Source organism: Arthrobacter sp. 05T47 (genome assembly GCF_056395825.1).
The window spans coordinates 1-26,054 of sequence record NZ_JBFTKG010000037.1; the positions used below are offsets into that span (position 1 = coordinate 1).

Annotated in this window: 24 protein-coding genes; 8 read left to right on the forward strand and 16 right to left on the reverse strand. The window is 64.0% G+C overall.

Annotated elements, in window-relative coordinates; translation table 11 throughout:
- Positions 1-947, forward strand: a 947-nt coding sequence (locus AC1DEY_RS19320; RefSeq protein ID WP_476869379.1) for an MFS transporter, incomplete at its 5' end; no start/stop codon positions are given.
- Between the two features lie 1,037 nt (positions 948-1,984).
- On the opposite strand, the gene AC1DEY_RS19325 is transcribed toward AC1DEY_RS19320, so the two are convergent.
- The 3 genes from AC1DEY_RS19325 to AC1DEY_RS19335 all read right to left on the reverse strand — a co-directional run bounded on the left by AC1DEY_RS19325 (position 1,985) and on the right by AC1DEY_RS19335 (position 4,191).
- Positions 1,985-2,563: a GNAT family N-acetyltransferase gene (locus tag AC1DEY_RS19325; protein ID WP_476869380.1), complete on the reverse strand. Its 579-nt coding sequence runs from the start codon at positions 2,561-2,563 to the stop codon at positions 1,985-1,987.
- Positions 2,564-3,185: 622 nt separating this feature from the next.
- The gene (locus tag AC1DEY_RS19330) at positions 3,186-3,482 is read right to left on the reverse strand and encodes a hypothetical protein (protein WP_476869381.1); all 297 of its coding nucleotides are present in this window, start codon (positions 3,480-3,482) and stop codon (positions 3,186-3,188) included.
- Between the two features lie 412 nt (positions 3,483-3,894).
- A complete protein-coding gene (locus AC1DEY_RS19335; protein ID WP_476869382.1) occupies positions 3,895-4,191 on the reverse strand; it encodes a hypothetical protein in 297 nt (98 codons plus the stop codon).
- 189 nt (positions 4,192-4,380) lie between these two features.
- On the opposite strand from AC1DEY_RS19335, the gene AC1DEY_RS19340 reads away from it, so the two are divergent.
- On the forward strand, positions 4,381-4,695 hold the full coding sequence (locus AC1DEY_RS19340) for a hypothetical protein (RefSeq protein ID WP_476869383.1): 315 nt from the start codon (positions 4,381-4,383) through the stop codon (positions 4,693-4,695).
- Here the strand turns inward: AC1DEY_RS19340 and AC1DEY_RS19345 are convergent.
- Positions 4,686-5,180: a GNAT family N-acetyltransferase gene (locus AC1DEY_RS19345; RefSeq protein WP_476869384.1), complete on the reverse strand. Its 495-nt coding sequence runs from the start codon at positions 5,178-5,180 to the stop codon at positions 4,686-4,688. The genes AC1DEY_RS19340 and AC1DEY_RS19345 overlap by 10 nt on opposite strands.
- A gap of 315 nt (positions 5,181-5,495) precedes the next feature.
- On the reverse strand, positions 5,496-6,791 hold the full coding sequence (locus AC1DEY_RS19350) for an alpha/beta hydrolase (protein ID WP_476869385.1): 1,296 nt from the start codon (positions 6,789-6,791) through the stop codon (positions 5,496-5,498).
- Positions 6,792-7,069: 278 nt separating this feature from the next.
- Between AC1DEY_RS19350 and AC1DEY_RS19355 the strand changes: the two genes are divergently transcribed.
- Complete coding sequence (locus AC1DEY_RS19355) at positions 7,070-8,404, forward strand: alpha/beta hydrolase (protein ID WP_476869386.1); 1,335 nt, start codon at positions 7,070-7,072, stop codon at positions 8,402-8,404.
- Positions 8,405-8,534: 130 nt separating this feature from the next.
- On the opposite strand, the gene AC1DEY_RS19360 is transcribed toward AC1DEY_RS19355, so the two are convergent.
- The gene (locus tag AC1DEY_RS19360) at positions 8,535-11,198 is read right to left on the reverse strand and encodes a rhomboid family intramembrane serine protease (RefSeq protein ID WP_476869387.1); all 2,664 of its coding nucleotides are present in this window, start codon (positions 11,196-11,198) and stop codon (positions 8,535-8,537) included.
- Positions 11,199-11,917: 719 nt separating this feature from the next.
- Between AC1DEY_RS19360 and AC1DEY_RS19365 the strand changes: the two genes are divergently transcribed.
- On the forward strand, positions 11,918-12,760 hold the full coding sequence (locus AC1DEY_RS19365; protein ID WP_476869388.1) for a COG4705 family protein: 843 nt from the start codon (positions 11,918-11,920) through the stop codon (positions 12,758-12,760).
- A gap of 108 nt (positions 12,761-12,868) precedes the next feature.
- Here AC1DEY_RS19365 and AC1DEY_RS19370 read toward each other — a convergent pair whose 3' ends face one another.
- Entirely contained in the window at positions 12,869-13,990 is a 1,122-nt protein-coding gene (locus AC1DEY_RS19370; protein ID WP_476869389.1) for an alkaline phosphatase family protein, read from the reverse strand.
- Between the two features lie 525 nt (positions 13,991-14,515).
- Entirely contained in the window at positions 14,516-14,998 is a 483-nt protein-coding gene (locus AC1DEY_RS19375) for a sensor histidine kinase (RefSeq protein ID WP_476869390.1), read from the reverse strand.
- A 248-nt stretch (positions 14,999-15,246) separates the two neighbouring features.
- Between AC1DEY_RS19375 and AC1DEY_RS19380 the strand changes: the two genes are divergently transcribed.
- The 3 genes from AC1DEY_RS19380 to AC1DEY_RS19390 all read left to right on the forward strand — a co-directional run bounded on the left by AC1DEY_RS19380 (position 15,247) and on the right by AC1DEY_RS19390 (position 17,304).
- Positions 15,247-15,699, forward strand: a complete 453-nt coding sequence (locus AC1DEY_RS19380; protein WP_476869391.1) for a glutamate-cysteine ligase family protein — start codon at positions 15,247-15,249, stop codon at positions 15,697-15,699.
- 321 nt (positions 15,700-16,020) lie between these two features.
- On the forward strand, positions 16,021-16,761 hold the full coding sequence (locus AC1DEY_RS19385; protein WP_476869413.1) for an MFS transporter: 741 nt from the start codon (positions 16,021-16,023) through the stop codon (positions 16,759-16,761).
- A 156-nt stretch (positions 16,762-16,917) separates the two neighbouring features.
- A complete protein-coding gene (locus tag AC1DEY_RS19390) occupies positions 16,918-17,304 on the forward strand; it encodes a nuclear transport factor 2 family protein (protein WP_476869392.1) in 387 nt (128 codons plus the stop codon).
- Between the two features lie 60 nt (positions 17,305-17,364).
- Here AC1DEY_RS19390 and AC1DEY_RS19395 read toward each other — a convergent pair whose 3' ends face one another.
- From AC1DEY_RS19395 to AC1DEY_RS19425, 7 genes are all read right to left on the reverse strand, one after another.
- Positions 17,365-17,913: a hypothetical protein gene (locus tag AC1DEY_RS19395; protein WP_476869393.1), complete on the reverse strand. Its 549-nt coding sequence runs from the start codon at positions 17,911-17,913 to the stop codon at positions 17,365-17,367.
- 2 nt (positions 17,914-17,915) lie between these two features.
- Positions 17,916-18,521, reverse strand: coding sequence for a hypothetical protein (locus AC1DEY_RS19400; RefSeq protein WP_476869394.1), 606 nt, complete (start codon positions 18,519-18,521; stop codon positions 17,916-17,918).
- Between the two features lie 77 nt (positions 18,522-18,598).
- Entirely contained in the window at positions 18,599-20,800 is a 2,202-nt protein-coding gene (locus tag AC1DEY_RS19405; protein WP_476869395.1) for a transglycosylase domain-containing protein, read from the reverse strand.
- Positions 20,801-20,814: 14 nt separating this feature from the next.
- Positions 20,815-21,321, reverse strand: a complete 507-nt coding sequence (locus tag AC1DEY_RS19410; protein ID WP_441408814.1) for an LURP-one-related/scramblase family protein — start codon at positions 21,319-21,321, stop codon at positions 20,815-20,817.
- Between the two features lie 84 nt (positions 21,322-21,405).
- On the reverse strand, positions 21,406-22,209 hold the full coding sequence (locus AC1DEY_RS19415; protein WP_476869396.1) for a MetQ/NlpA family ABC transporter substrate-binding protein: 804 nt from the start codon (positions 22,207-22,209) through the stop codon (positions 21,406-21,408).
- A gap of 62 nt (positions 22,210-22,271) precedes the next feature.
- Positions 22,272-22,973 (reverse strand): methionine ABC transporter permease, encoded by a 702-nt coding sequence (locus AC1DEY_RS19420; protein ID WP_476869397.1) that lies wholly within the window; start codon positions 22,971-22,973, stop codon positions 22,272-22,274.
- Positions 22,970-23,950, reverse strand: coding sequence for a methionine ABC transporter ATP-binding protein (locus AC1DEY_RS19425; protein WP_476869398.1), 981 nt, complete (start codon positions 23,948-23,950; stop codon positions 22,970-22,972). The genes AC1DEY_RS19420 and AC1DEY_RS19425 overlap by 4 nt, the downstream gene beginning before the upstream one ends.
- 364 nt (positions 23,951-24,314) lie before the next feature.
- On the opposite strand from AC1DEY_RS19425, the gene AC1DEY_RS19430 reads away from it, so the two are divergent.
- Positions 24,315-24,923 (forward strand): TetR/AcrR family transcriptional regulator, encoded by a 609-nt coding sequence (locus AC1DEY_RS19430; RefSeq protein WP_476869399.1) that lies wholly within the window; start codon positions 24,315-24,317, stop codon positions 24,921-24,923.
- Here AC1DEY_RS19430 and AC1DEY_RS19435 read toward each other — a convergent pair.
- Entirely contained in the window at positions 24,920-25,951 is a 1,032-nt protein-coding gene (locus AC1DEY_RS19435) for an alpha/beta fold hydrolase (protein ID WP_476869400.1), read from the reverse strand. The genes AC1DEY_RS19430 and AC1DEY_RS19435 overlap by 4 nt on opposite strands.
- Positions 25,952-26,054 lie beyond the last annotated feature (103 nt).

Consider the following 26,054-nt stretch of genomic DNA (forward strand, 5'->3'; position numbering starts at 1 on the left):
CCGCAGGCGCCTGGGCTGCCGTAGTGCTTCTCAGCGCCCGGCTCCTACAAGGGCTCGCCCACGGCGGTGAAATGCCCTCAGCCCAGACCTACATTGCAGAGTCCGCCCCGGCATCCCGCCGCGGTCTCTGGTCCTCGTTGATCTATGTCTCCGGCACCTCCGGCATTGTGATCGGTCTGCTGTTCGGGGTGCTGCTGAACACCGTCCTCAGTAAACCCGACATGCAGTCGTGGGGCTGGCGTGTCCCTTTCGTTGTCGGCGCGCTCCTGGGCCTGTACACCCTGATTGCCCGTTCACGGATGAAGGAAACCGAGGCGTTCACCGCAGCGAAGACGACCGTTCGCCAGCCGATGTGGCCGGAGATCCGCAGGAACTGGCGCTCCGCCCTCCGCGTGATCGGCCTCGGCGTCGGGGGCACCGTCTGCTACTACGTCTGGTCTGTGAGCGCGGTGCAGCAGGCTGTCATCATTCACAAGATGGACCAGGGAACCGCACTTCTGGCCAGCGTGCTAAGTAACGTCGTACTGATCATTTCCCTGCCGTTCTGGGGCAAGTTCTCTGACCGTTTCGGCCGCCGACCCAGCCTTTTGATAGGCACCGGCGTGCCCATCATCCTCTTCCCGCTGCTGGTAAACACTGTGGGTCAGAGCTTCTGGTCCCTCTTTCTGCCCGCCACMATCATCCTGGTTTTCATGGGTGCAACGCTGTCCATTTCACCTGCGGTGTTCGCAGAGCTYTTCCCCACGCGGATCCGCACAGTGGGCGTCGCTGTGCCCTACGCCGTCGCCGTGGCCGTTTTCGGCGGGACGGCACCGTATCTCCAGAACTGGGCGAATGCGTCGTTCGGTCCGGGAGCGTTCACCAKCTATGTGGTGGTTTTGCTGGCAATCTCCACGCTGGTCGCGTGGAGTCTTCCGGAAACCCGGGCGAAGGACCTCACCGGATAGACCTGCGGCAAGGGCGTCTTTCAGCAAGGGGCTGATCAGTACACGACGTCTCGTAATGTCTGTCGAGCTGCAACCAGAGGGTGGACATCGTGTACACCCCCGCCTCTGGACCGGGCCGTCGGTGATGTTTTCGGCGCCGCCGATTCGTCCTGCGATGGAGAGACACGTCCGGCAGCGACTCCTAGGCCGCCAGGTGGGGCCACAACGTCAGTGTCCCGATCAGCCGCGCCGTCGACCGCATCAGCTTGCAGCGTTTACCGGCGTCGCCTGGGTTGCGGGAGAGGCACGGAAGCCATGTCAGTGGTCCCACCGTAATAGTTGTTCCGTGCCCAAAAAGATCAGAACAGATGTTGAGGAGAAGTTGTGCAATCAGACATCTCCAGTCGAGCAACGCTTCGCTTTGTCGAAGAGTGGCAGCAACTCGAGGGGCTTCTCGTCGGACTTCGGTTCGGGGGGAGTCACCCAACGCCGTGGCCGTGTTGACACGGTCATGCCCGATGCCTCCGGCCTCTGGCTGGCAGCCACGCAGCCGATCAGCGCACGTTCGTTGGCCAGGCCAGCGGCTATGAGATCTGGGTGAGCGACCCTGTGGGCGATGGGCCTCGTGATTCTCCTGATCAGACACGCCGGGTCTTTTTTTCTGGGTAGTTCTGGTGGCCGTGGTTGGTCCTGTACGTATTCATGCCGTGTTGATGTGGTGACGACATGACCTGTGCGAAATTTTTTTCAGATTCTTGGCCGAGATTCGCTGTTTCTTGGGGGCTGGGGAGAAGCTGGTGGCTGTTTGTCCGGCCAAACGGGGTGTGTACGGTGTCCACACTCTTATCCGCGTGATGCCGTTGCTGGTGGCTGCTTCCGTTCGTCCCTATTTGTGCCGACACGAGGTCATGCACCCATGTGGTCTCTGTGACATGACTTTCCGAATGCTCGGGCAGGATGCTCGCCTTGGATTGCGTGCGCTGYGTCAGAAGTRTCCACGGAATCGCGGTGTTCGGGACCGGGGACATGTTGGGTCAGCATTGTCGAGTCCCGGCGGGTCACAGGGGACGAAGGCGAGAATCGTCAGTCTCCCATTCGTCTCGGGTGATCGCGTATTCGACGTCACCGTGCTCCTCGCCGGGGACGGACACCGGCCAGTCGGCGAAGAAGGCCCGCACGAGGCGCATCCCGGATTTCTCCATCACCCTTCGGGATGCTGTGTTTACTGCCATGGTCGAGGCTACAACCCGCTGGACCCCGAATTCGGTGAAGCCCTTGGCGATCAGCGCCCGCGATCCCTCCGTCGCGTGCCCCTTTCCCCAGGCCGCGTGGCGCAGCCGGTAGCCCAGTTCCGGCTGATCTTGCGGGTCGTCGTGGCCCGGCCGGAAGTGGAACCAGCCGAGGAATTCCCCGGTCCTCTTCTCGTGCGCGGCCCAGAACCCATAGCCGGGAAAGCGCTGGTAGTAGTCGAGGAATGCAGGGAGGAAGTCGCCTTCTATGTCGGCCCGGGAGGTGGGGATACCGCCGGTGATGTACCGCATCACGCGCGGATCACTGTCCAGTTCCACGAGTAGTTCGGCATCGTCGGGGGTGAACTGCCGAAGCAGAAGTCGTTCAGTCTCCAGGAAGGTGAGCATGCAGACATTCTCGCACCGGGGGAAGAGCCGTCACATCGATCTGGGCGGTTGAATTGTTGTCGCTGTACTAGCGTCTGGCCCATCGGGATTGGACTCCGACATCTGGTCACCGCGCAAGCGGCATAGTTCACCTACACCCAAGCGTGGTTCGGTAGGCAGGTGCGGAAAATCGTCTCAACTGCCGTTGCCCTGGCCACGTCCAAGTTCAACCGACTCCGGCCCGAGGTCGAGACCAGGCCCTGTTCGTTGGCCGCACCCACCCCCTGACGAGTCAAGGACCTGCTGGAATACGTGAGCTGTTGGCATCCCGACGCGATGAGGAACGGGGGCGGGATGCTCGTGACCCACCGAACACTTCCCGGCGTGCCGGTGAGCGAGCGCAAAGCCTGCTCGCCGACGAGGGCRTCCGCTGGTACGAGCTGMATCAGGCTGAAAAGCAGGGAACGTTCATTCATCACGAGCTGACGGAGCGGCYGGTGACCTCCCTCCACAAGAAAAAGAAGCAGCAGGTCCTCAAGTCCCTCGATGCAACGCGCCGAGTGAACAGCGGTTGCGCCTCCCGACTTTGACACCGAGGAGTCCCTGGACTGCAGTGGCTGGCCTTGCCCTGCAATACCAGGATTCAGGCGCCGTTCCCGGGAGTGTAGTAATTGTGCACGTCGTGGAAGGTCAGCTTGGGAGGCCCCGCGAAACCGGCCTGCACGCTGAGGGGCATGATCTTTTCCTGAGCGAAAGCATCGAACTGCTCGCGGCTCTCCCAGACATCGGTCACTTGCAGACCCTTGTCCGTCATCGTGGCCCAATGTGAAATGGATCCGACAGGGCCCGGTCCGCCCGGAGTGAGCCCCATCAGCCTGTTGATCTCGTCGTACTGCTCGAGAGTCGTTCCGTCGAACTCCAAGATGACTGCAACCGCCATGACATGCTCCCTGCGTGCGTGCAGGCTCGCAAAGGACTGCCTGCGGATGGATGAATACGCCCCTGTTTACGCCTGGCTCACCAGGTACGTCAACAGGTCGCGTTGACTCATARAAAACCTMCGCGTAGCCGGATACGTTGCCTCATGTGAAAACCTCCGTGTAGCGGCGTGGTTGACGGTGTTGGCTCCGGTTGCCAGCTATGCCCGTTTTCATGGAGCTGAMAATGGCCCAGCGGCAGGCTGTGACGAAGAAAAAAGCCCTCGCCTATCAGGGCGCTTCCCGGAAAGGGAAGTCTCGGATCCYGGATGAGMTGGTCRCGCTGACCGGGTGGCACCGCAACTTTGCCCGGGYGGCCCTGCGGGATGCTCTGGTTCTGAAGATCGTCAAGCCGCGGCCGGGGAGGACACCGGTTTACGGGACTGACCTGCTGCCCGCGCTGATCAAGTGCTGGTCGGTCCGGCGTGCCCCGGCGGGGAAGCTGCTGGCCCCGATGTTGCCCGTTCTGGTGCCTTTGCTGCGCGCTGAGCAGGAGCTGGTGATCACCGATGAGCAGGCCCGGTTGCTGAGCCGGATGAGCGCGGCGACGGTCGACCGCAAACTGGCCGGTGAACGGGCGAAGCTGATCCCGCGGGGACGGTCCCACACCAAGCCGGGAACCTTGCTGAAGTCCCAGATCCCGGTCCGCACCTGGGCCGACTGGGACGACACGGTCCCGGGTTTCGTGGGGATCGACCTGGTGAGCCATGAGGGCGGCAACAGCTTTGGTGAGTTCTGCTTGACTCTGACAGTGACCGACATTGCCACCGGCTGGACGGTGAACCGGTCYGTGCGGAACAAGGCCGCCAGATGGGTCCTCGAGGCCCTTGGGCACGTCACCGCGGTGAGYACGTCACCGCGGTGTTCCCGTTCCGGATCATCGGCATCGATTCGGACAACGGCTCCGAGTTCATCAACGARCACCTGTTCGCCTACTGCCATGCCCACCAGATCACGTTCACCCGCTCCCGGCCCGGGAACAAGAACGACGGCGCCCACGTGGAGCAAAAGAACTGGGCCAGGGTCCGGGAACTCGTCGGCTACCTCCGCTACGACACGGCCGCCGAGCTGGAGAAGCTCMATGAAATCTGGGAACAGGACCGCGTCTTTCGGGCCAGACCCCATAAATATGTTCGCGGCGACGAGGGTGGTTTCCGKGCGGGTTTTCAGTCGTAGTCGGTGTCTGGGTCATCGTCCGTGAGGCGGCGGAAGTCCTGGGAGAGGTACAGGGCCATCACTGCCGGGTTGTTGTCCTCTACGGTGACCCTCACTGTGGTACGGCCCAGGGTGTGCAGGAGGTGCAGGCAGTGCCGGAGGAGTCCTTCGGCCAGGCCTTGGCGTCGGTGGTCCGGGTGGGTGAACAGTTCTTCGATGACGGTCTCGCCGTCGCGTTCGGTGACGATGAGGGCGGCCGTGATTTGACCGTCGGGTCCGAAAGCCACGAGGGAGGCTGCCTCGGTGGTGCGGCCGCTGCCCTCCTCGGTGGATGGGCCGATCCACACCGGGTCTCCGGCCCGCTGTCCGGAACGGTCGGCGTAAGCGTGTCGGTGCAGATTGGCCAGTTCGAGAAGATCATCGGGTTCCAGGGGCCGGACCCGGATGCGGGCCGGCGCGGTGTTCCGGTGTCCGGTCGTGGCAACCAGGGTGATCGAAGCGTTCATGAGGCGATGCCTTCCCCGGTGCGCGGGCGGCACCGTTGAACATAGTGTCCGGCATCGTCCGCGCGCGCGGAAGACACAGGACCGCAACGATATCCGGCGGAACCGATGATGCCGGGCCGCGGTGCAAGGAACGTCCCGAAGTACCCGTGATCACCGCTCCGGGACCAACCGGACGCCTCCGAACAGGACTCCGGTGAGTATGTCAACCTGATCCAAGACGACCGAGGGCGCTGGCCGGTGGCAGCGACTGCTCTACAGGGCGAGCATGGGGTTTGGGGCCGGCCCCGGCACGGTCAAGCGCTGGCCGGGAGGCTCCTACGGGGTGGGCCGGGAGAGGCCGAGCCGGGGGTAGAGGACTTCGAATCCTTTGGTCAGGCCCCCGTTCAGCGCCCCGATGACGTGTCCCCCGTTAGGGACCTCGTAGTAGGTGACGGTCATTCCCGCTCCCSCTGCCGCTGCCGAGACGTGACGGGCCGCGTCCAGGTAGACGGGGTCGTCGGTTGAGGCCGTGAAGATGGCGCGGGTATCGAGGTAGTGCTGTTGTTTCATGATGTTGATCGGTTTTTGGGCGTCGTAGGCTGCTTGGTTGCCGCCGAAGACGTCCTGGAGGGTGCCCCCGGGGTCCTCGGCTCCCGGGTATTCTTCCCCGGATATGTCCAAGACGTTGCCCCAGACCGAGGGGTACTTGGCGGCGAAGGAAATGGCACACTGGCCACCGTTTGAATAGCCCGCGATGGTCCAGTATTTCGGGTTGTCAATGATGTTCAGGTGGCTTCGGGCCCAGTCGACCACGTCGCGGTTGATGAAGGATTCCGGGCGTCCGTGAAGGGGCGAGTCGAGGCACAGATTGTCGACCATGGGGTCACCGAGCTGGTCGGCGACGATGACGATCGGTGCCAGTCCGTCGTGGTGTGCTGCGTAGTCATCCAGGACTGCAGCCGCGTACTGCGGGTCCGGATCGCCGGGCTGACCCATCATCAGGACCAACAGCGGCAGGGCCGGTGGATTGGGGACCCGTGCCGCCGGGGGCAGGTACAGGCCCGCCGGGCGCGAGGCAAACCCGGATATTTGGGGCGGGATGACCACCTGGGCCGTTGAACCCTCGGAGGGCATTCCGGCCGGCGCCTTCCACGCTTCCCACAGCGGCTTCTGGGGTGCGGCGACGTGGGGTGGGACCGGTCCCAAGTCAATCCTTGGGGCCAGGGAGACCCCCAGGAAGGAGGCCAGCGTCACGTTCAGTCCGTAGTAGGCGTTGATTCCCAGGGTCGCCGTGGCAGCAAAGCAGAGAGCCGCCACGGACGCGAGCACCTTCCGCCAAGTGCCGGATCCCCGGAAGTTCGCCCCGCAGACGCCGAGGCCGGCGAAGAACACTATGACCCAGATCCGAACAGACCAGTCGAGGGGACTGCCAAATGCCTGCACGATCTTCTCCGCCAYCACTAACGTGACTGCCCCGACCACGGCGCCGGCAGCACCCCAGAGTACCGTCATGGCGAACGACCTGGGCCCCCGTCGCACCAGAAGGGTCGCGCACAAAGCCGCGCTGAGCACATATGCCGCGACGATCAAGGGCCCGTCAACGATGTTGAGAGCCAGAATGAATTTTTTCATGTCCCCTGTCGACCATATTCTGCGGCCACCGTCCCGCCGGAACTTCATCGTCCGGCGTGCCGGGGCCGTTCGGCCCCTGAACCCATCCCGGACTGCCCGTCCGGTCACGCCGCTGATCATAGCGGCTGAAGATTGCTGCCGGCTGGGAAGACGGATTCCCAGCATCCATGATGACTGGCGTGCTATAAAGTCCCGGGGATAGCCGCTGCCGGGGGCCGTCGTGGATCTGTCCCGACAGGAACTGCCAGCACGGGCCATGCCAAACAGGAGGAGGCGGGGTGGAACAGCTTTTCAACCTCAATATCATCGACACATCACTGCTCTACGCCATYTATGGCCTTTCCGCTCTGGCAGCGCTCTACCTGCTCGTGCGCCCGGTGCTGTTGCCACCCCAGCTGCGCCGCCGGACCACGGGGCCAGGACGCCGTTCGTGGATTATCACCGCCACCGCGGGTGTGGCCGGCGGCGCCCTGGCCGGAGCCATTACCCTGTTCGTCTGCGAAGTCGTGCTGAACGTTTTCGGACTGCCACTGGACGCGGGCACCCGCACCTGGGTCATCATTGCGTTCGCCGGCGTCGGACTCGGCGTCGTGAACCTGTGGCGGTCACGCTGGTGGCGCAAAGCGGCCGCCATCGTCGCCAGCYTGGTGTTCGTTGTCACTGCGGCGCTGGGGATCAACGCCGGCTACGGGCTGAACCCGACGTTGGGAGCCATGCTGGGCGTTGACCACACCAGCCATCTGGTCTTGCCAAAACTCAACCCGGTGCCGCAGGCACAAAGTGGGACAGCGCTGTGGCAGAGCTGGAAACCCCCGGCGGGCATCCCGTCAGCCGGAGTGAGCGGCTCGGTCACGATACCGGCGAACGGGTCCGGTTTCCGCGCCCGCGACGCCTTCCTCTACCTGCCTCCCGCGGCTCTGGTGGACAATCCGCCGGCCCTGCCGATCATCGTCATGATGATGGGCCAGCCGGGCGGCCCCGAGCAGAGCAAAACCGCCGTGCAGCAGCTCGATGTGCTGGCGCAGCAAAACCACGGTCTGGCACCGATCGTGCTCACCATCGACCAGTTGGGCAATCCGTATCGAAATCCGGTTTGCGTTGATTCCGCGAAAGGCAACGTCTACACCTACGTCACTACCGACGTCGTCAATTACATCCGCAAGAACCTCAACGTGGCCACCGGCCGGACCCAGTGGGCCGTGGCCGGGTACTCCAACGGCGGGGAATGCGCCCTCTCATTCGCGGCCAAGCGACCGGAGATCTTCGGCTCTCTGCTGGACATCTCCGGAGAGCTGAACCCCGTGGACCGCAACGCCGACAACACGGTGAAAACCATCTTCGGTGGGGACAAAGCCGCATACACCGCAGAGAAACCCGCCACCATCCTCAAAGCACACAAATACAACGACGAACTCGCCATCTTCACCAACGGCGCCCTGGACTCCAAATACGGGCCGGAGGGCGCCAAGGCCGAAGCGGACGCTAAGGCGGCCGGCATGACTACCAACCGGTTCGTCGGGCCCGGGATCGGGCACCTCGGGGACGCCGTTAACTTCGGCCTCAAATCCGGGCTCCCGGTGCTGTACCAAAGGTTCGGCCTCACCCCGCCCTGAAACGGTCGCTTCGCAGCCACCGCGCCGAAGACCTCGGCGTTCAAGACCCGGCACCCACCGGACCACACCCGCCGGCGACGACGCGCCGTGCGCATCGGCCCACGGCATCGTCCCGGCGCCCCGCGAGAGGTTAGCCGGGGGTGACGGCACCCGGCCGTTCATCCTTGGGCTCGTCGATGTGGTTGGCGCCCGGGACCGGCTCCCGATTGCGGAGCGGTGCGGGCCTCCCTCGGGTGGGGCGGTGAAGCATTCGCAGGGCCAGTGCAAGGCTTTCTCCGAAATTGATGGTGGGGAGGTAGGCCCGGGTGACGGCGTTTCCGATAGGGGGCAGCGACGCCGCATCGGGATAGAGCATGTAAAGGGGTTCGTAACGGGGCTGGAATTTGGCCTTAAAGGCCAGCAGGGACCTGAACCCGTACACGGGTTCCAGAGTTGCGCCCAGCCAGTCCAGCAGCCGGTCGAGGCCGCCCGCCGTCTGCGGATCCGAGTGGGCGGCCAGGTCCGGTGACGTCACATTCGCCCGGGCCAGGGGCGCCCCGGACAGGCTGATAAAGCCACATCCTTCGTCCTTGAAGCTGAGTGCCGCGGAGGCGATGAGGAATTCTACGCCGGCACGGAATCCGGTGCTGCGTCGACGCATGTAATCCAGGGTCCAGCCCTCGATGGTCCCGTTGCGGTAGACAGGCAGCCAGGAGAGGACGGCGTGGACCCTGTGATGCCCGTCGATGGCAAGCAGCAGGCGGACATCAGGGTCGTTGAGTTCGTCCAGGCTGCCGAGGGTAAAGCCCATTTCGGGCATTTTCTTGTCCGCCACCCATTCTTCGGAGAGCTCCTGGATCTGGGCAAGGACCGAAAACGGTGCGGTGGCGTATGTCATCCACTCCGCGCGAATGCCGGCCTTCGCGGCGTTGTTCATGGCCGTGCGGATGTCCTGGAATTTCTTTCCCTTGAAGGACATCGAGTCCAGCGGCAGGACCGTCTCCTGAGCCACTTGAACTGACCGCCAGCCCAGCGACGCGGCGTGGTCCCGCAGGTCCTGGGGAACGGAGTAGAAGCACGGTGTCCACCCTTCCCTGATGCAGAAGCGGGTGAATTCCGCGAAGGCGTCCTCGCGGTCCGGCCCGGGACCGACCGGCACGCCCATGGTGAGGGCGATCCCGCCGATGACGCGGTAGGCGACGAAGCTCTCGCCCGTGGCGGAGAACCAGTAACTGTTGCCGGGCCAGGTCGTCATCCAGGACAACGAGCTGCCTTCCCGCGTTTTCAGTATGTCGCGGGCGCGTGCGGCGCCGGCGTTGTGCTGGATCGGGACCGGGCGCAAGAAAGTGTTCAACACTAGAACGGCGGTCGCGGCCCAGAAGATGACGCCGATGCCCTCGTACAGCAGAACCGCCGCGGTGCTTTGGGGAAAGAACGCCGGCGACACGTCCACCATGTATCCGAGCGGCAGGAATCGGTCCGGAATATCTGCCAACAGTTCGGCCGGTCCGGGAACGGGTGCGAAGCCGCCGGCAAGAGCCAGTCCGGCGAGCAGGTAGAACGCTCCAAGGGACGCTCCCACGGCAAGAACCCGTGACAAGAGCCGGGCGTATGTCCCCGACGGTGCCGCCACCAGGAAGAGCCTGCGCGTTAGCAGCAAGAGAATACTCAGGGCGATGGGCAGCAGCAACGGCACTATCAGGCTGAGCGGGTGTGCGTACCCCGATGCTGCGAACGCGCCGATCCCCTCCACGGCCGAGGTGTCCGGTGCCGCTCGCAGGAGAACCCCGGCAATGGTGATGCCAGCCAGCAGCGAGAGAGCGAGCTGGATTAGCACGGCGCCGGTCCACGCGAAGCGGCGGCCGCGGCGAAGGCCGTCGGCAAGCAGCAACAGCAGAAATGATGGAAGGATTCCCATGAAGATGCCGCCGGCTCCGGCGCGCAGCTGCAGGTGGGCGGCGGCACAGTCCTTGGCTGACCCCGGGTCGGAGCACAGGTTCTGGAGGGTCTGGGAGTCCACCGGCTGGATGTTGGTAAAGAGGAATCGCAGGACCGCCAGGGGGCCGGCGGCATGCGGGACAAGGCCAGCCACGACCGGGCCGACGGCCGAAACCGCCACCAGGAGCGAGATCAAGACACGGCCTTCATGCCGGGAGCTCACCGGGCGCCCGAACTTGGGAAGCCTGCCCAGCAGGATCGGACCCAGAAGAGCTCCGGTCGCTGCGGCGCCGAGCCTGACAAGGTGGGCGAACCCTCCGCTGTAGAGGGCGAGGAGTATCAGCAACGCGAAGACGACCAGGCGGACCCGGCGCCGCCACAGGGTTGGCATCATGGCGGTCCCCGCCATCAACGCCCCTGCGATCAGTGCGCTGGGCCCCAGGAACAGATGCCCGCTCATTTCCTGGGTCAAGCTCCTCAGCGTTTGCTGTGTCAGGGCCAGGAACCCCAAGGCTGCACCGATGCCCAGAACGTGTGAAGCCAGGCCTGCGGCGGCGAACTTCAGGCTTCCCATCCGAGGTTCCAGCGGAATGCCGACGGCGAGGACCAACGCCGTACCCAGCAGGTACCCGCCCAGGCTTTGTGCCCAGAACACACACGTCAGCACGGCCCACCAGTTCCCCGGCAGGGAGTGCGCTGTCGCCGCCAAGTGGGTCCGCAGGGAAGGGCTCGGGCCAGAGATCAGGCACGAGGAGAATGCTCCCGCAGCCCAGAACACCAGGACAAAGCCCACCGTCACCGGCGCGGCACGCAGCCTTTTCAAGGGCCCGGAAGCGAAAAATGGCGCGCTTGCGTGATCAGGCGGCAGCACGGTCACGAGGATTCCTTTCAGGGCGGCCGGCATCAAGGGAGACCCTGGAGCTGCCGGACGGATGCACGGTGCACCGGCTAACCGCTGTTCATGAGGGCCGGTGTCGGGAGCGTGCATCCTATTCAAGTAGAGGGCCGGAGCGCCGGAAGAAAAATTCGCTCCATCACCGGCGTCAAGTCTGGCTGCTATTGAGGACGCATCCGCTGACGTCGTCCAGGTAGCGCCCCCCSAGTTATGAGTTTCAGCAGCGGGCGCGCCCCTCGCAAGTCGACAACGAGCAGGAACTGGAACCAAATGCCAGCGCGATGTGCGACGATGCCTTTTCGTAGGCGCCGGTTTCGACCAAATACATACCTTCATTCTCCGATGCYTGGCTGGGAAAACCATGAGCCTCACTGAATAATCGACGGGAGCGGTTGACCTCCAACCGTGACACAAGAAACCTGGCAAAGACGCTCCCAGTTGGTTATCGACCGACACGGCTCGTGTGTCCCTGCCGCCCACTGCGTCCCAAGGCAATCCCGATTCGGACACTGGTGCTTTCGACTCCTGATCCTTCCGCATTGGATGGCGTTCGCTTGGAGGACGCGATGAATCCTGCCCGAATACCAGCAGAGCGGCCTGGGGTACGGCCGGACAGAGCATGCCCCCTTCCTTCGGGGTCCGGGCGGATGATGCGCTGTCATGTTCAGGTAACGGTAGGGACTGTGAGGCACAATCACGGGATGACAGATTCCCGACAGCAGGACATTTCACGTATCGGCGCCGCGTCTGGGGTGCAGGAGGCAGGGGTGCCGGCCSGGGGAGGGGCTCGCGCACGCCGGGTCGGGGTCAAGGTTCCGGAAATCACGGCCTGGTTCTGGGTGGCAAAGGTGCTTACGACCGGGATGGGCGAGACCACGTCGGACTTTCTGGTCCATCACATCGAGCCTGTCGTGGCGCTGGGCCTGTGTGGGTGCGGCCTGGCTGCTTCGCTCGTTCTGCAGTTCGCCGTCCGCCGTTACGTTCCATGGRTCTATTGGCTGGCCGTGGTTATGGTCAGTGTYTTCGGGACGATGGCTGCCGATGCGGTGCACGTCGTGCTGGGCGTCCCGTACTTAGTGTCTACTGTGTTCTTCCTCKTCGCACTGTCAGCCGTTTTCCTCCTCTGGTACCGGTCCGAGAAGACCCTGTCGATCCAYAGCGTGGACACGCGGCGCCGCGAAGGGTTCTATTGGATCGCCGTRCTGGTCACGTYCGCCCTTGGCACCGCGACGGGCGACATGACCGCGTACAGCCTGGACCTGGGCTATCTTGCGTCGGGCGTCGTGTTCGCCGCTGCGATCGGGGTGGGCACCCTCTGGTATTGGCGTGGCTGGCTTGCGGCGATACCGTCGTTCTGGTTCGTGTACATCCTCACCCGGCCGCTCGGGGCGTCCTTCGCCGACTGGACGGCCGTATCCTCCGATCGGGGAGGTCTCGGCTGGGGGACCGGTCCCGTCAGCCTGGGCCTCGCCGCGTGCATCGCAGCAGTGGTCACCTACCTGTCAATCGCCGGCAAAAGAAACGCTGCCCGCCGCTTCGGCTAAAGAAGCTGCCCGTACCCCGGTACCGGGGCCGCCGGCGACTGGGCGGCCCTGACCCGTGCACACCCGCTGACACTGCGGCGGATGGACGGGATGCCTGGAAGTGCGGGGTCAGGGTTTGTTATTGAGGACGTCCTTGCCGAAGGGTTTCAGTCCGGGGGCCCCGGCGTAGCCGAGGCGGGGGAGGGAGAAGATGTCCTCGATGCTGGCSAGCAGGCTGTAGTGGTTGTAGGGGGTGTTCGAGGTGGTTCCGGCCTTGGCGAAGGGGGAGAGTACGAGGGCGCCGACTCTTCCGCCCGCAGTGCCGCCTGGCACGAGCCCGGCCGGTCCGGTGGTGTTGCCCTCGGATTCGTCGAAGGTGATGACGAGCATGCCGTCCTGTTTGTAGGCCGGGGAGTCAAGGATGGCGGGGACCTGTTGGCGGAGCCACGCGTCGGCGCTTTCCAGTCCGCCCTGGCTGCCGTCCACGCAGGGGCTGTCGTGGCCGTCGTTGCACAGGTTGGGCGTGATGTAGGACAGATTGGGGGTCGTGCTRACGGACTTCAGGTCATCGGCGAGATGGGCGAAGTCCACGACGGTGCTTTGGCAGTCCGGGGACGAGGTAATTGATTCAAAATAYACGAACGGGTTGTGGCGGGTGGCGTACTGGTCGCCAGCGGTGGCACCCTGGTGGTCGTCCTTGGCGCCGGGCGCCGGGTGCTGGCAGGGGCTCTGCATGTCCTCCATGTAGCCCTTCCAGGTCTTCCCGGCCGCACTGAGCTGCCCCGCGACGGTGGGGACTGAGGCCGGATACAGGCAACCGGTTCCGTGCACCTGGCCTGGTGCTGCGGTCCCGGTCTGCTGGAACGGGGCATAGGTCGGGCAGTCGTTCCGAGTCATCTCATTCGATGCCTGCCCGGAAATCTGGGCCAGATAGTTCGGGTTCGAATTGTGTGCGATGCCGTAGTAGCGGGAGAGCAGGACGCCCCGGGCGCGCAGAGTTTTGGACAGGTACTTCGCCGTCGAGCCCGTACCCCAGACCTTGTCGTAGCCCTTGTTCTCAAGGATGATCACGAACACGTGTCCCGGGGTCCCGGAGACCGTGCGGGCGGCCGTCGAAGAGGAGTTCGGGGCCGGGGAGGCCGTTGCAGTTCCGGTCCCGGTGGAGGGGGCGGGGCCGGGCGGCGGGGACTGGCAGCCCGCCGCTGCCAAGGCAAGGGCCGCCGCGACAATCAGCCACGGATACCGCCTCATGAGCTTCCGCCTACACTTTCCTGCGACATTCCGGCTCATCATTTCCGGCTTCTCTACGGTCCGACCCGGCTGAAATCGGTGAACGGCTACTGCAACAGGATCGTCCGCATCATCAACCGGCAAGCCCGGGTCATACGTCGGCACGGCGCGGACACCGTCAGGTACTCGAACTGTTCCACAACAGATAGGGGAATGCCACGGAGAAACCTCGGAGTTCCTTGTGAAACGCCGGAGGCGCCGGAACCAAGTTGAAGGCCAAAAGCKATAACGCCCACTCCTAAGTGATAAGCCGGGCCGGCCGGGTTCGACAGCCAAGCGGCATCGTCTGTCGACGCGGAAACGGATACCCGTTAGGAAGCCGGTCAGTTAGTTCCGTAACGGTAGGAATCGGCAGACCTGGGRGAGYAGGGAAGGCCGTCTCCTACTTAGAAGCGATTAATCGTGGGGTGAACGCGGGGCAGGAGCCGCCATAGCAGACGCGCGCCGCCCTTGCTGTGTTGGCGACRAGTGCGATGCGGCCCGGCGCTAGTCCAGAGGCAGTGTTATCGTCACGCAGGTTCCTGCGGCGGCSGACGAATCGATGATCATTTCTCCGCCCGCAAGGCCTACGGCCGCTCGCATGAGGCGCAGTCCCATACCAGTGTGCCGACCAATCATGGCTGCCGGCACGTCGAAACCACTGCCGTCGTCGGTCACTTTGAGTTGGACGCTGTGGCTCAGACCTTGGGCTACGCAGCCGAGCCGGATCGTCACCATTGAAGCSTGGGCGAATTTGTAGCAATTGCTGAGGAGTTCCTGTGCCGCCCGGTACAGAAGAGTTGCGGATTGCCGGTCCACTTCCGTCCTGTGGTGCGGAGCCTCCAGGTGCACCGCGGTTCCGCGTTCGCGGAGGGGAATGGTCAATCGGTCGATTGCGCCGGTGACCCCGAGGGCATGGAAGTCGACCGGCTGCGTATCGGTGAGGACGCCACGTACGGCGACGACTTCATCGCTCAGTAGTGATTTCATGCTCATACTCTGCGCTTGCGTCGTTGCGATTTTCTTGTGCCGCGCCGAGGACGGTATACCTGGATTCCATCCGCCAGCGCCAAAAGGCTACATCCAGTGAACGACAAGAATGCCATGGGGGCCCGTGCGGCGCCGAGACGATTCATTCAGGGGCGTCAGGCCGGAACATAATGCGGCTTGCCGAGTCGCCCGGACGGGCAAGGTGAAGGGCAATTGGCGCCCGGGACTCTGACAGGGCTGCATATCGATTGCGMGGCCGGATTCGTGTTTCCCGCCCGACAGGTGACCGCCGCCGCCCCTGCGCGCGGACTCTGTCCCGTGGTCCTTCGCTGTCACTTTCGGGCAGACTCGCGGCCGAGATCCGGGCGGGACGGGCCCATGCCGACTCGCTGGCCGGGATGGCGGGCGCGAGGATCGCTGCCCTGGCCACGTCTACGCTGCCGGCCTCACCGCAGGGCACCCGCAAAGTCCGTTATGACGCCTCGATGGAAAAATTCGCTCTGACGGCCCGCGAACAGCTGACCTGCGGATACCACGTCCAATATTGCCGGGAACATTCAATGCCACAAGCTAGCCGTGGGTGGCGGCGACCACTACGCCGATGGCAAAATACGCGGCCCCGATCAGGCCTATTCCGCGGCCGCCTGACTGACGCCTGCCTATTCCGCGCATCATTGCTCTTTTCCCGCTGTGGGGTGTAAATCCAAAATACAGTCGCGTTGGGGTCATCCTGGGAGGGGGAGGGGCTTCCGTTCAGTCAGGCACCACATGAGCAGAGAATCTCGGTGCCGCGGCTCTCTCCCGGCGACATGGCTGAGCTAGCCGTCGTGGAGTCTGTCCGATTGACGTGGCATGGGCGCCGACAGTTGGGGGGCATCTGCTTGTCCACGGGGCTACCGTGCAGGTCCGGAGTCTAGAATTCCTCCCTTGAAACCCGTACACCAGTTGCTGGTGCTCGGTCCGAGCGCTCCAAGCTTCCTTCCGGGGTAGCTTTCACGGGGAACGCGGTTACCTTCATCAGCCTGTACTTGGCGGCGGGCGCGCCGACACCCCTGCTTCCCTTCTACCAGGAGCGGTGGAGTTTTCCCGCGGCCRTCYTGACCCTGGCGTTTGCCGTCTACGCAATCGGCTTTCTTGTGGCCATGCTGACCGTCGGTTCACTTTCGGACCATGTCGGCCGGCGGCCCRTGCTGATCGGAGCACTCCTCGTCCAGCTCCTGGCGACCGTGACGTTCCTCGTGGCGCCCGGCATCGGCTGGGTGATCGCCGCCCGAGTCCTGCAGGGCCTCGCCACCGGCGCCGCCACCAGCGCATTCACGGCCACCCTCAGCGGATTCATTGCGCCCGCAACGGCTGCAGTCGTGGCTGTAGCCTCCGGGCGGCTCAGCCCCCGGCGTGGAATGACCATCGGGATCTACGCCTCCATCGCCGGAACCATCGGCGTCGTGACCGGCGTGCTCGCCGGAAGCCTTGCGGTCATGATCACCGGGCTGGTCATCACGGGCATCGGCTTCGGGGCAGCGTTTTCCGGATCAATGCGCCTGATCGTGCCGCTGGCCGGCCCCCAACAGAGAGCAGGAATCGTCGCCGCAATCTACGTTGTCGCCTACATCGCGTTCGGCCTGCCCGTCATCATCGCTGGCCAGCTCGCTGCCCCGCTGGGCCTCATGCCGACTGTTGCCGGATATGGCGGCGCTACAGTCGCCCTCGCCCTGATCAGCCTGATCTCGCAGTTCCGCACCGGCCGGGGCCCTCATGAGTGAAAAGCGGTCAGAGTGACCGGGGGCCGGACCCTGCGTGGACCTTCCCGTCTCAATCCCCGGCCGCTAGGCTTCTGGGAAACGATGTGGCCACGCGYGGATTCTTGGCTTGCCCGTGGCTCCTTGGCGGGCCCCTCCGCTGCTCAGGAAAGGTTTCTCATGCCGGACTCCAGTGTCGAAGGGATCGCACGCTCGTACATCCAGGCCGTTGGCTCCCACGATGTGAACGCCCTGGAAAACCTGCTCGGTGAGGATCTCGTGGCGACGTTTGCTGGCGCCACCTTCGACGAGGCCGGGTGGACCACCGCGCTCAAGCGCCTTCTCCCGGCGCTGGTCCGCAACGAGATCCGGGAAGTCTTTACCGGGCAGGACCGTGCCTGCGTCGTGTATGACTTCATCACCGATACCGCTGCTGGTGCCGTGAGGTGCATCGAGCTGCTCACCATCAACGCTGGCAAGATCCGCGAGATCGAGCTTGTCCTGGACCGGGTTGCCTTCGCCCCCGTCAACGAGGCCCTGAAGGCGCGGGTGCCGCCAGCCCAATAAAGGTCACGGCCGGCGGGCTGGGTGCGGCAAAAGGGGCCGCAGAAAATCTCCCTTCGCGCGCTAGGCGACGTTGGTGCCGGTGTTGCCTGGTCCGGCATTCATTGCCGCGGCCAACAGCCGGTCGAAGCTGGCAGTCCCGTTCTCGGGAGGGACTACGGTAAAGACCGCAACCCACTTCTCGGGGACATGTTTCTCCAGCGTTGAGGCCTTGGCAACATGCAGGTTTAGCCCGGGCACGCCGCTGACAACGAGCGGAAGTTTCTCGCCGCTCTTGGCCATGTGCCGAAATTGCCTGACCGACAGTTGGTCGCCCGGGCTGCTCGTTACCTCGGCGATGGTTTCATTGATCCTCTTGGTCAGCCCCCGCATGAATTTTCTCTGGGTCATGACTGAACGCAGCGTCAGAAGCGCGGCGAAACAGACGGTAAACAGGACCAGGGCACCGAAACTTCTGAGGCCGGACAGGAAGATCATCAGGAAGAGGCACAGGATCAAGCCCAAAATACTGGACATGATGAACTTGGCCACGGTGTTTTCGCCCGGTTGCTTTTTCCAGCGAACAAGAACGACGGTGTTCTTGCGGGGCTGATCGCGCCTTGAAATTTCCATGATTAGTAGCCCTTCACTTCGATCAGCGCTTCGGCCAGGATGATTGCCTCGCGTGCTTCCTTGAGATCGCTCAGCAACCCCATGTCGGGAATGGCTCCCGTGGCAACGGGGGAGCCGGCGAGTTCAGAAAAGATGGTGGTCAACTCTTGGCGGTCCTGTGACAGCATCCGGGACGACGTCAGCTTGATTCTGCTCAGCTCAAGCTCCAGCAGCGACTTGTCGATGGCCTCGCGGCGCCCTTGAATGACCGCGAGTTTTTCCGTGACCCGCTCGACCCGGCCGCGGAGCATCGATTCCATCTTTCCCGCCACGATGTGAAGCTCGCACAGCGCGGTGTAGGACTGCGGCGACCCGGAATGCGCGGCGAGCTGCTGGCTGACGTAATGCCGACGGCGCTCCCATTTCCGGACAGCTGACTCATATGGTTCCAACAGCAGCGAGACGGCCTCCAGGGCCTTGTCCAACGACCCGGCCCGAGTGCTCAGGCTGGTTGTGGCGGCGTCCAGCCTCGACAGGAAGGCGTCGTAATTGTCATGGGGCTGGTCAGCGGTATTCACAGGCCACTCGCGCGCGGCGGCGCGATTCCCCTCGCCGGAAATTGCCCCCATCCTTCATGGCAAGAGAATAAGCGTTCCGGGCCCGATGGCATAGGGTGCGCCCGTGGATCCCGACAATTTCTGGCCTGCTACCCGCACAGCGCCCGGTCAGCCCGGGGGGAACAGGGGATCCGCGTGTTGAAAGGAGTCCGGGTCATGGACTCGGGCGGCTTGGGGAAGGCAGCGGCGGGGTAGTACCCGGCAACCTGCAGCATGTAGTTGGCCCATTGCGGACCGGCGAGCATGTACCCGTCAATGGCCTTGTAGAACTTGCCGTTGACGGTGACGTTCTGGCCGGGGCGCTTTTGACCTTCCAGGGCGTCGCCGAAGAAGGACGCGGTGGCCATGCCGGTGGTGTAGCCCACCACCCAGGTCGARCCGTTGGTATTGGACGTGCCGGTCTTGGCCGCGACAGGAAACCGGTCGTAGAGCTTGGGCTTGATGTAAACGCCGGACCCGCGCTTCAGCACGTCCTGCAGCACGGAGTTCACGCCGCGGGCGACCTCGGGCTTGAACGCATCCCGGCAGGAGCTGCTCTCRGCCGGAAGGTTTCGGCCSGCCGCGTCGGTKACGGCCACAATGGCGATCGGTGCGCAGTACCTGCCGTCATTKGCRAAYGTGGCAAAGGCGTTGGCCAGATTGAGCGGYGCCACGCCAATGGCACCCAGCAGATTGCCCAGCTGGTGCATGTTTATYYGGGCGTTGTCCACGCCGCTGTGGAGCCCCGCGGCATCGACCATTTTCTGGATGCCGCAGAAGTCGAGTTGGGAGGCCTCTGCGAAGGTGGCCGTATTGATGGAGTTATACAGCCCGTAGTCAACGCGCATGCGGCGGTAGTATCCGGCGTCGTTGTTCTGGAGGTCGTCCGCCGCGCCGAGGCTCTTCTCCCGCGAGCTGTAGGCACCGAGCACCCTGCCGCAGCTGGATCTCCAGCGAAACCCGAGCGGATAGGAGCGGCGGGAGGCGTCCACCACTGCGCCGAGGGATTTACCCTCGTTGAGCCATTCCGCGAATGTGAACGGCTTCATGGTGGAGCCCGGCTGGAASCCGCCGGCGCCGTTCAGATCGTTGCCGTTGGCGTCCTTGGAATCGACATTGAAGTTCAGCTGGGTATCGAATTTTCCGGGMGCCGGSAGRAAGACGGTGTTTTGGGCCATCGCCAGGATCTTGCCCGTTCCGGGAACGATCGAGACCATYGATGCGCCCCATTTGTCCGGGTTGGCCCCGGCCGTGGCATCCACCTGCGCCTGGGCCGCCAGTTGGAGCCGGCTGTCCAGGGTGGTCGTGATGGTCAGGCCGCCGCGGAACAGCTTCCGCTCGCGCTCGGCGACTTCCGCRCCGTATGCGGGGTTGTTGAGGATGAGGTGGGAGACGTAATCGCAGAAGTACGGTGCCAATTCCGCGCCGGCGCATCCYTGCATCCCGGGAGTGATCTTTAGATCCACCGGGGCGGCGACGGCGGCATCATGCTCCGCCTGCGAGATAGCCCGGGAGCTGAGCATCCTGGCGAGGACCTGRTTGCGCCGCTGGACGGCGTTGTCCGGGTGGACGGCGGGGTTGTAGAAGCTGGGGCTGTTCACGAGGCCGGCGAGCAGCGCAGCCTGCGGCAGGGTGAGGTCCTTGGCTGTGGTGTTGAAGAAGTAGCGGGAGGCGGCCTCAATGCCGTAGGCATCGCGGGCGAAGAACACGATGTTGAGGTAACCCTCGAGGATCTGGTCCTTGGTGTACTTTTTCTCCAATTCGACGGCGAGCTTCATCTCGCGAATCTTGTCGGCCATGCTCTTCTGTCCGTTGAGGACAATTTGATCGCCCCTGTCCGCCGAGACGAGGGATTCATTGAGCACGTTGGTGACGTACTGCTGGGTCAGTGTGGAGGCGCCCTGYCTGCCGCCAGTGGTCAGGTTGGACACCACAGCCCGGAGAATCCCCTGGGGGTCCACGCCGGCGTGCTCGTAGAAGCGGCGGTCCTCGATCGCGACGATCGCGTTCTTGATGTACGGGGACATCTGCTCAAGCCGGACCTTGACACGGTTTTCCGCGTAGAAGGTSGCGATCGGCTTTCCATCCGCGGTGAGCACCCGGGTGGACTCCGACGGCGGATCTACGGTCAGTTCCGACGGAAGGCTATTGAACAGTTTGATCGAATCGCTGACGGCGACGCCGGTCGCRGCCACGGTGGGCACCAGGAGGCTGGCCGCCAGTACGCCGCAGACCGCGCTCGCGGTGAAGAAGCCGAAGAGYCCCCAGAGGGTCMYGGCCAGTTGGGAGCGGGTTCGGTTCCTCGGCGCCATGTTCGCTCAACGGGTCAGGTCAACGAGTCGATAGCGACGGTGATCGCCAGRAGGAGCGGAACGTCCTCGCCCTCCATGACTTCCACGCCGTAGGACTCACGCACGCGGAACCATTTCTTGGAGATGGTCGCAATTGTGTCGCCGTCACGTTCGATCTTGTATTCGTGGTCAACGATGTTGCCGTGCGCCTTCAAATCRGCGCCGTCCTTCACATCGATGGCGAAGCGGTCCCGGAGCCCGACCAGTGCCTTGTGGACCGTCGCCGCGGTGTCCCCGCCGCGCTCGACGGAGACCTTGTCCCGGATCGAGAGTTTGCGCTCCTGGATGCGCGCCACCTCGTTTCCCGAGGCGTCCTCCAGGACAAACGTGTCMCGGACMCGGACGGCCTTGCCGTTGACCTTGTAGGCRCGTCTGCCCTGGTCGTCCTCGATCCARAAATCGTCCCCAATCGAGAGCAGCTTCTCGCGCATCTGAAACCGCTGGGCCGCGGGTTCGTCATGCCTGTGCCGTAAAAGTCCCATGCCCTGACCATAGAACCCGATCGCCGGGCGGCGCCTCACCCGAACCGGGTGGTCCGGGGGAGGCGCCAGGGAGRCGACAACCGGTCAGCTGGCCGGGATGACCAGACCCTTGAACTTGGTCTGGATGAAGTCCTTCATGTCCTGSGAGGTCAGGATCTTGTACAGCTTCTGCACGCGCGGGTCATCCTTCATCTCGGCCTTCACRGCCAGSACGTTGTAGTAGGCGCTGTCCTTGCCCTCGACCAGCAGCTGCTTGTCCGCGCTCAGGCCRGCGGGAAGGGCAAAGGCCAGAGTGACGATTGCCGCGTCCTTGTCATTGAGGGCCTGCGGGAGGCTGGCGTTTTCGATTTCCGTGAACTTGAGGTTCTTCGGGTTCGCCTTGACGTCCTTGAGCGTGATCGGGTTCTCGGTGACYTCGATCAGYCCYTTGGACGCCAGCAGTTTYAGGGCGCGGGACTCATTGGTGGGGTCGTTGGGGATGGCGACCGAGGCGCCGTCGGGAAGCGCCGMAAGATTGGCCACATCGTTGGAGTACAAGGCCATCGGCGGCAGGTATACCTTACCTACGCTGACGAGGTTCTTGCCGGCGGCCTTGTTGTAGGTCTCCATGAACGTGGTGTTCTGGAACAGGTTGGCGTCGATGTCGCCGTCGCTCACGGCCGGGTTGGGCGTGTTGTAGTCGCTGAACTCCTTGTACTCCACGGTCAGGCCCTGTTTGGGGGCGAGTTCGCGCTGGACCTGCTTGAGCATGTCCCCGGCCGGCACGGCCAGGGCGCCGACCTTGATGGTCTCGGCCGGKGTGCTGGAAGCGCCCGCGCCGCAGGCGGACAGGGCGAGGATRGCGGCCGCACCGGTTGCGGCGGCCTTCAGGATTTGTGCACGGAACATGGGAACTCTTTCGCAGAACGGAGGGTGATGGGAAAAGWAAACGGTGAAGCCGGCGTCGGCAGCTATCGGTGGGACAGCCGGCGCGCGGCGAAATTGCCCAGSGACTGGAACAGCTGCACCAGCAGGACCAGGAGGATRACGACGCMGAACATGTACTCGGGGCTGTACCGCTGGTAGCCGTAGCGGAACGCGACATCCCCGAGGCCGCCGCCGCCCACTGCGCCCACCATGGCCGAGTAGCCGATGAGGCCGACCACGGTGGTGGACAGTCCGAGCGCCAGGGCCGGGACTGCCTCGGCGACCATGACCTTGGTCAGGATGGTCCACCGGGYGGCTCCGAGCGACTGGGCGGCTTCGACGAGYCCCACCGGTACYTCGCGGACCCCGATCTCCACCAGGCGGGCGAAGAAGGGAATGCCGGCGATGGTCAGCGGGACWATGGCYGCGGTGGGCCCGATAAAGGACCCGACCAGCAGGCGGGTGAACGGAATGAGCAGGATCATGAGGATGATGAASGGGACGGACCTGCCGATGTTCACCACCACGTCCAGCAGCCGGTTGACGAAGAATCCGAGCGCCCGGCTGCCGAAGAGCTTCGCCAGCAGGCCGCCGGWCTCGGTGGTCACAAGCAGGACGCCGGCCGCGAGGCCRAAAACGACCGTGAACAGCAAGCTCAGGCCCACCGTGTAGAACGTCTCACCGGCGCCCTTGAGGATSGTGTCCAGCAGGTCCGACCAGAAATACGGGTCATTGCGGTCGATCACTTGACTACCTCCACGAAGAGTCCCTGGGAACGGAGATCGGCGACGGCGGCTGCCACGGTGCGCGCGTCACCGGGCAGTTCCAGCCGGGTGCGTCCTGTCTGGAGTCCGCGGACGGTTTCAACCGCCGCCCCCAGGATGCCGACGTCGATGCCGTGTTTGCGTGCCAGCCGGGCGATCACGGGGCGGTCGGCGGTGACGCCGCTGAACGTGATGTCAACGACTGCGCTGGAGGTCTCCGGGACCTCGCCCATGGGGAACAGCGCCTGGCCCAACAGGGATTTCTCCGTGGCCAGCAGCTGTTCCACGGGACCCTGCTCGAGGATCCTGCCTCCGCTCATGACGGCAGCCGAGTCGCAGATCCGCTTGACCACGTCCATCTCGTGGGTGATGAGCAGTACGGTCAGTCCCAGGTCCCTGCTCAGGTTCCGAATGAGATCGAGAATCTGAGCCGTCGTCTCGGGATCCAGCGCTGAGGTCGCCTCGTCGCTCAGCAGTACCGAGGGGTTGGACGCAAGCGCGCGGGCGATGCCGACACGCTGTTTCTGCCCGCCGGACAACTGTGCGGGATACGCGGAGGCCTTGCCGTTAAGGCCCACAAGTTCGAGGATCTCCAGGGCCCGGGTGCGCCGGGCCGCACGCCCTGCGCCGGTGATCTCCAAAGAAAGTTCCACATTCGCCTGCACGGTCCTGCTGCTGAGCAGGTTGAAGTGCTGGAAGATCATGCCGATGTTGTGGCGTGCAKTGCGCAGCTCTGCGCCGGACAGGGTAGTCATCTCGCGGCCGTCGACGCTGACGCTTCCCGARTCGGGGAGCTCCAGGGAATTGATGGTGCGGATCAGTGTGCTCTTGCCGGCGCCGCTCTGGCCAACGACGCCGAATATCTCGCCTCGGGCGACGGACAGGGAGACGTCGTCAAGGGCATGGACCGCCGTCGTCCCCGAGCCGTAGCTCTTCGAGACCCGGCTGACGGAAATCATGGATAGGGCTCCCTGTGGTGGCTGGAATCGTCACGGAAGCGCTTCCGCAAAATTGGGTGCGGATATCGCCCGCATTCCGCCTTAAATTCTTCCAACATGGGGATAGTGGCGCAAAATCCGAATATTCACCATAAAATCACGCTCTTGTTCCACGATAATTCATCCATTCCGAAGCGAAAGRCTCGGGCGGGCCTGTGGTAACCGGGAGTGCCCGGTGAATCAGGTTCCCTGCCGGCGGCCGCAGCGGGGTGAGAGATTCCTCACAGGCGCCAGCCTGTGTCGTCCTGCAGGGAAGTCTGCGCTGGCGGCCCCGCTGGTAACCTGAACATCGGTGTTTGAATAGTCGGAAAGGCGGGTCGGGCCYGTGCCGGAAGTCCAGAAGGGGCGCGTCAAGCGTGCGGACGCTGTCCGGAACAAGGACGTCATCATTGACGCCGCACTGACCTGCCTGGGTGAGAATCCAGGGGCCAGCATGGCTGAGATTGCCCGGGYTGCGGGGGTGGGCAGGGTGACCCTCTACGGACACTTCGCGGACAGGCGTGAGCTGGTTGTTGCTGTTTTTGCTGTGACTATGGACCGCGCCGAGGCCGAACTCGCCGCGGTGGACATCGGGCAGGACGCTTGGGGCTGCCTGCTGGAACTCATCCAGTCGTCCTGGCGGGTCCTCCAACAATTCAACTCGCTTTTGGCGGCGGCCGATCGATACTTGACGGCGGAGCAAATCAGGGGGTACCACGACAAGCCACTGGCGCGGGTAGTTTCCGTGCTTGAAAAGGGCAGGATCGAGGGGATCTTCCGCACCGATCATTCCCTCGCGTGGCAGGCGGCCTGCTTCTACGCCATCCTCCACGGCGCGGCGGCTGAAATTCGGGGAGGGCGACTGGACGAGGTCGCGGCAGCAAAGGTCCTTCCGTCTACCATCCGTGCCCTCTTAGCCCAGCCAGGCCCGCCTGCGGATCCGGCCCCGCACTAGGGGAGTTTCGGGCTGATCTGGCGCAGGAATTCGCTGATCTTCGCAGCCATGGCCTTGGACTGCGTCCAATGCAGGTAATGCTCGCCCGGAAGGACAACCAGCTCGCMGTGTCTTACATTGGCCAATTGCCGTTCGTGCAATACGTACCAGTCCGGCTGCTGGTTCATTGWGTCTTGGGACAGGAATTCGAGTACCGGAAGGGTGTCCGAGTAACGGACGTCTTGGAGTTTGGCGGCGTTCTCGCCCATCCGCAGTGTTTCGTCAGTGACGGCTTGATTGCCGAAGTTCCAGCTGGTCATTTGACGCATTTGCTGGCGTTCAGCAGTCGTGAAGCCGTCGCCCCCAGGCTCCCCAAAACCCAGCGCGGTGGCCCAGCGGACCAGGCCTGCCGTGGAAGGTGTGTGCGCCCACCAGTAGTCCGCTGCCGGCATCTCATTAGGGCCGGGAGTTGCGCCCGTGGACCTCTGGCGGGTCGGGACGGTGGGGTCGATGCCGATAACCGCGGAGACCTCGGCGGGATATTTGTTCGCGTAGTACAGCGTGGAAAAGCCGCCAATCGAGTGGCCCGCGAGGACGTAAGGCGCGCTGATGCCGAGCTTTGACAGCACTTCATGAAGTTCTTCGGCGATGTTTTCCACGGTCCGCGGCCGGGCTGCCATGTCGCTGTAGCCGTAGCCGAATCCCTCAACAACCACGGTTCGGAAGCCGCGCAACTCCCGGACCAGCGGTGCGAAATCGAGCGCCGGGGCCGGGGTGCCGAGCCCGCTGAGCAGCACGATCGTAGGACCGGCGCTGCCGGTTCGACTTACGTTGACGGTGCCCTCGCGGATGGAGACCCTCTCGCCGTAGGCGACCGAGTTGGACTTTTCGTGCCATTCCAACAGGAGATTGGCCGACGTCGAGGCGACAAGTAGGCAGGCCACGATCATAGCCACCACCACTGCCGCGCGGAGGGCCCGTTTCCACGGGTTCTTGCGGTGCGGCCTGGCCGCCGCTGAGGTGGCGTGGCGGGGGTGGCGCAGCAGCATGGCRGGACTCCAGTCAGAAGGGGTCGACTTATGCGGTGCGACGTCTCCGCGCTGGGACCGGGCTRGGCAGGCACTTTGGATAATCAATTGAAAGTATACAGTG

Coding starts and splice junctions, on each gene's coding strand:
- AC1DEY_RS19330 (WP_476869381.1), bottom strand. CDS start 3,482: ATGGCGGTTGCAGTCATCTTGGAGTTCGACGGAACGACTCTCGAGCAG.
- AC1DEY_RS19325 (WP_476869380.1), bottom strand. CDS start 2,563: ATGCTCACCTTCCTGGAGACTGAACGACTTCTGCTTCGGCAGTTCACC.
- AC1DEY_RS19395 (WP_476869393.1), bottom strand. CDS start 17,913: ATGGAAATTTCAAGGCGCGATCAGCCCCGCAAGAACACCGTCGTTCTT.
- AC1DEY_RS19345 (WP_476869384.1), bottom strand. CDS start 5,180: ATGAACGCTTCGATCACCCTGGTTGCCACGACCGGACACCGGAACACC.
- AC1DEY_RS19400 (WP_476869394.1), bottom strand. CDS start 18,521: ATGGGGGCAATTTCCGGCGAGGGGAATCGCGCCGCCGCGCGCGAGTGG.
- AC1DEY_RS19390 (WP_476869392.1), top strand. CDS start 16,918: ATGCCGGACTCCAGTGTCGAAGGGATCGCACGCTCGTACATCCAGGCC.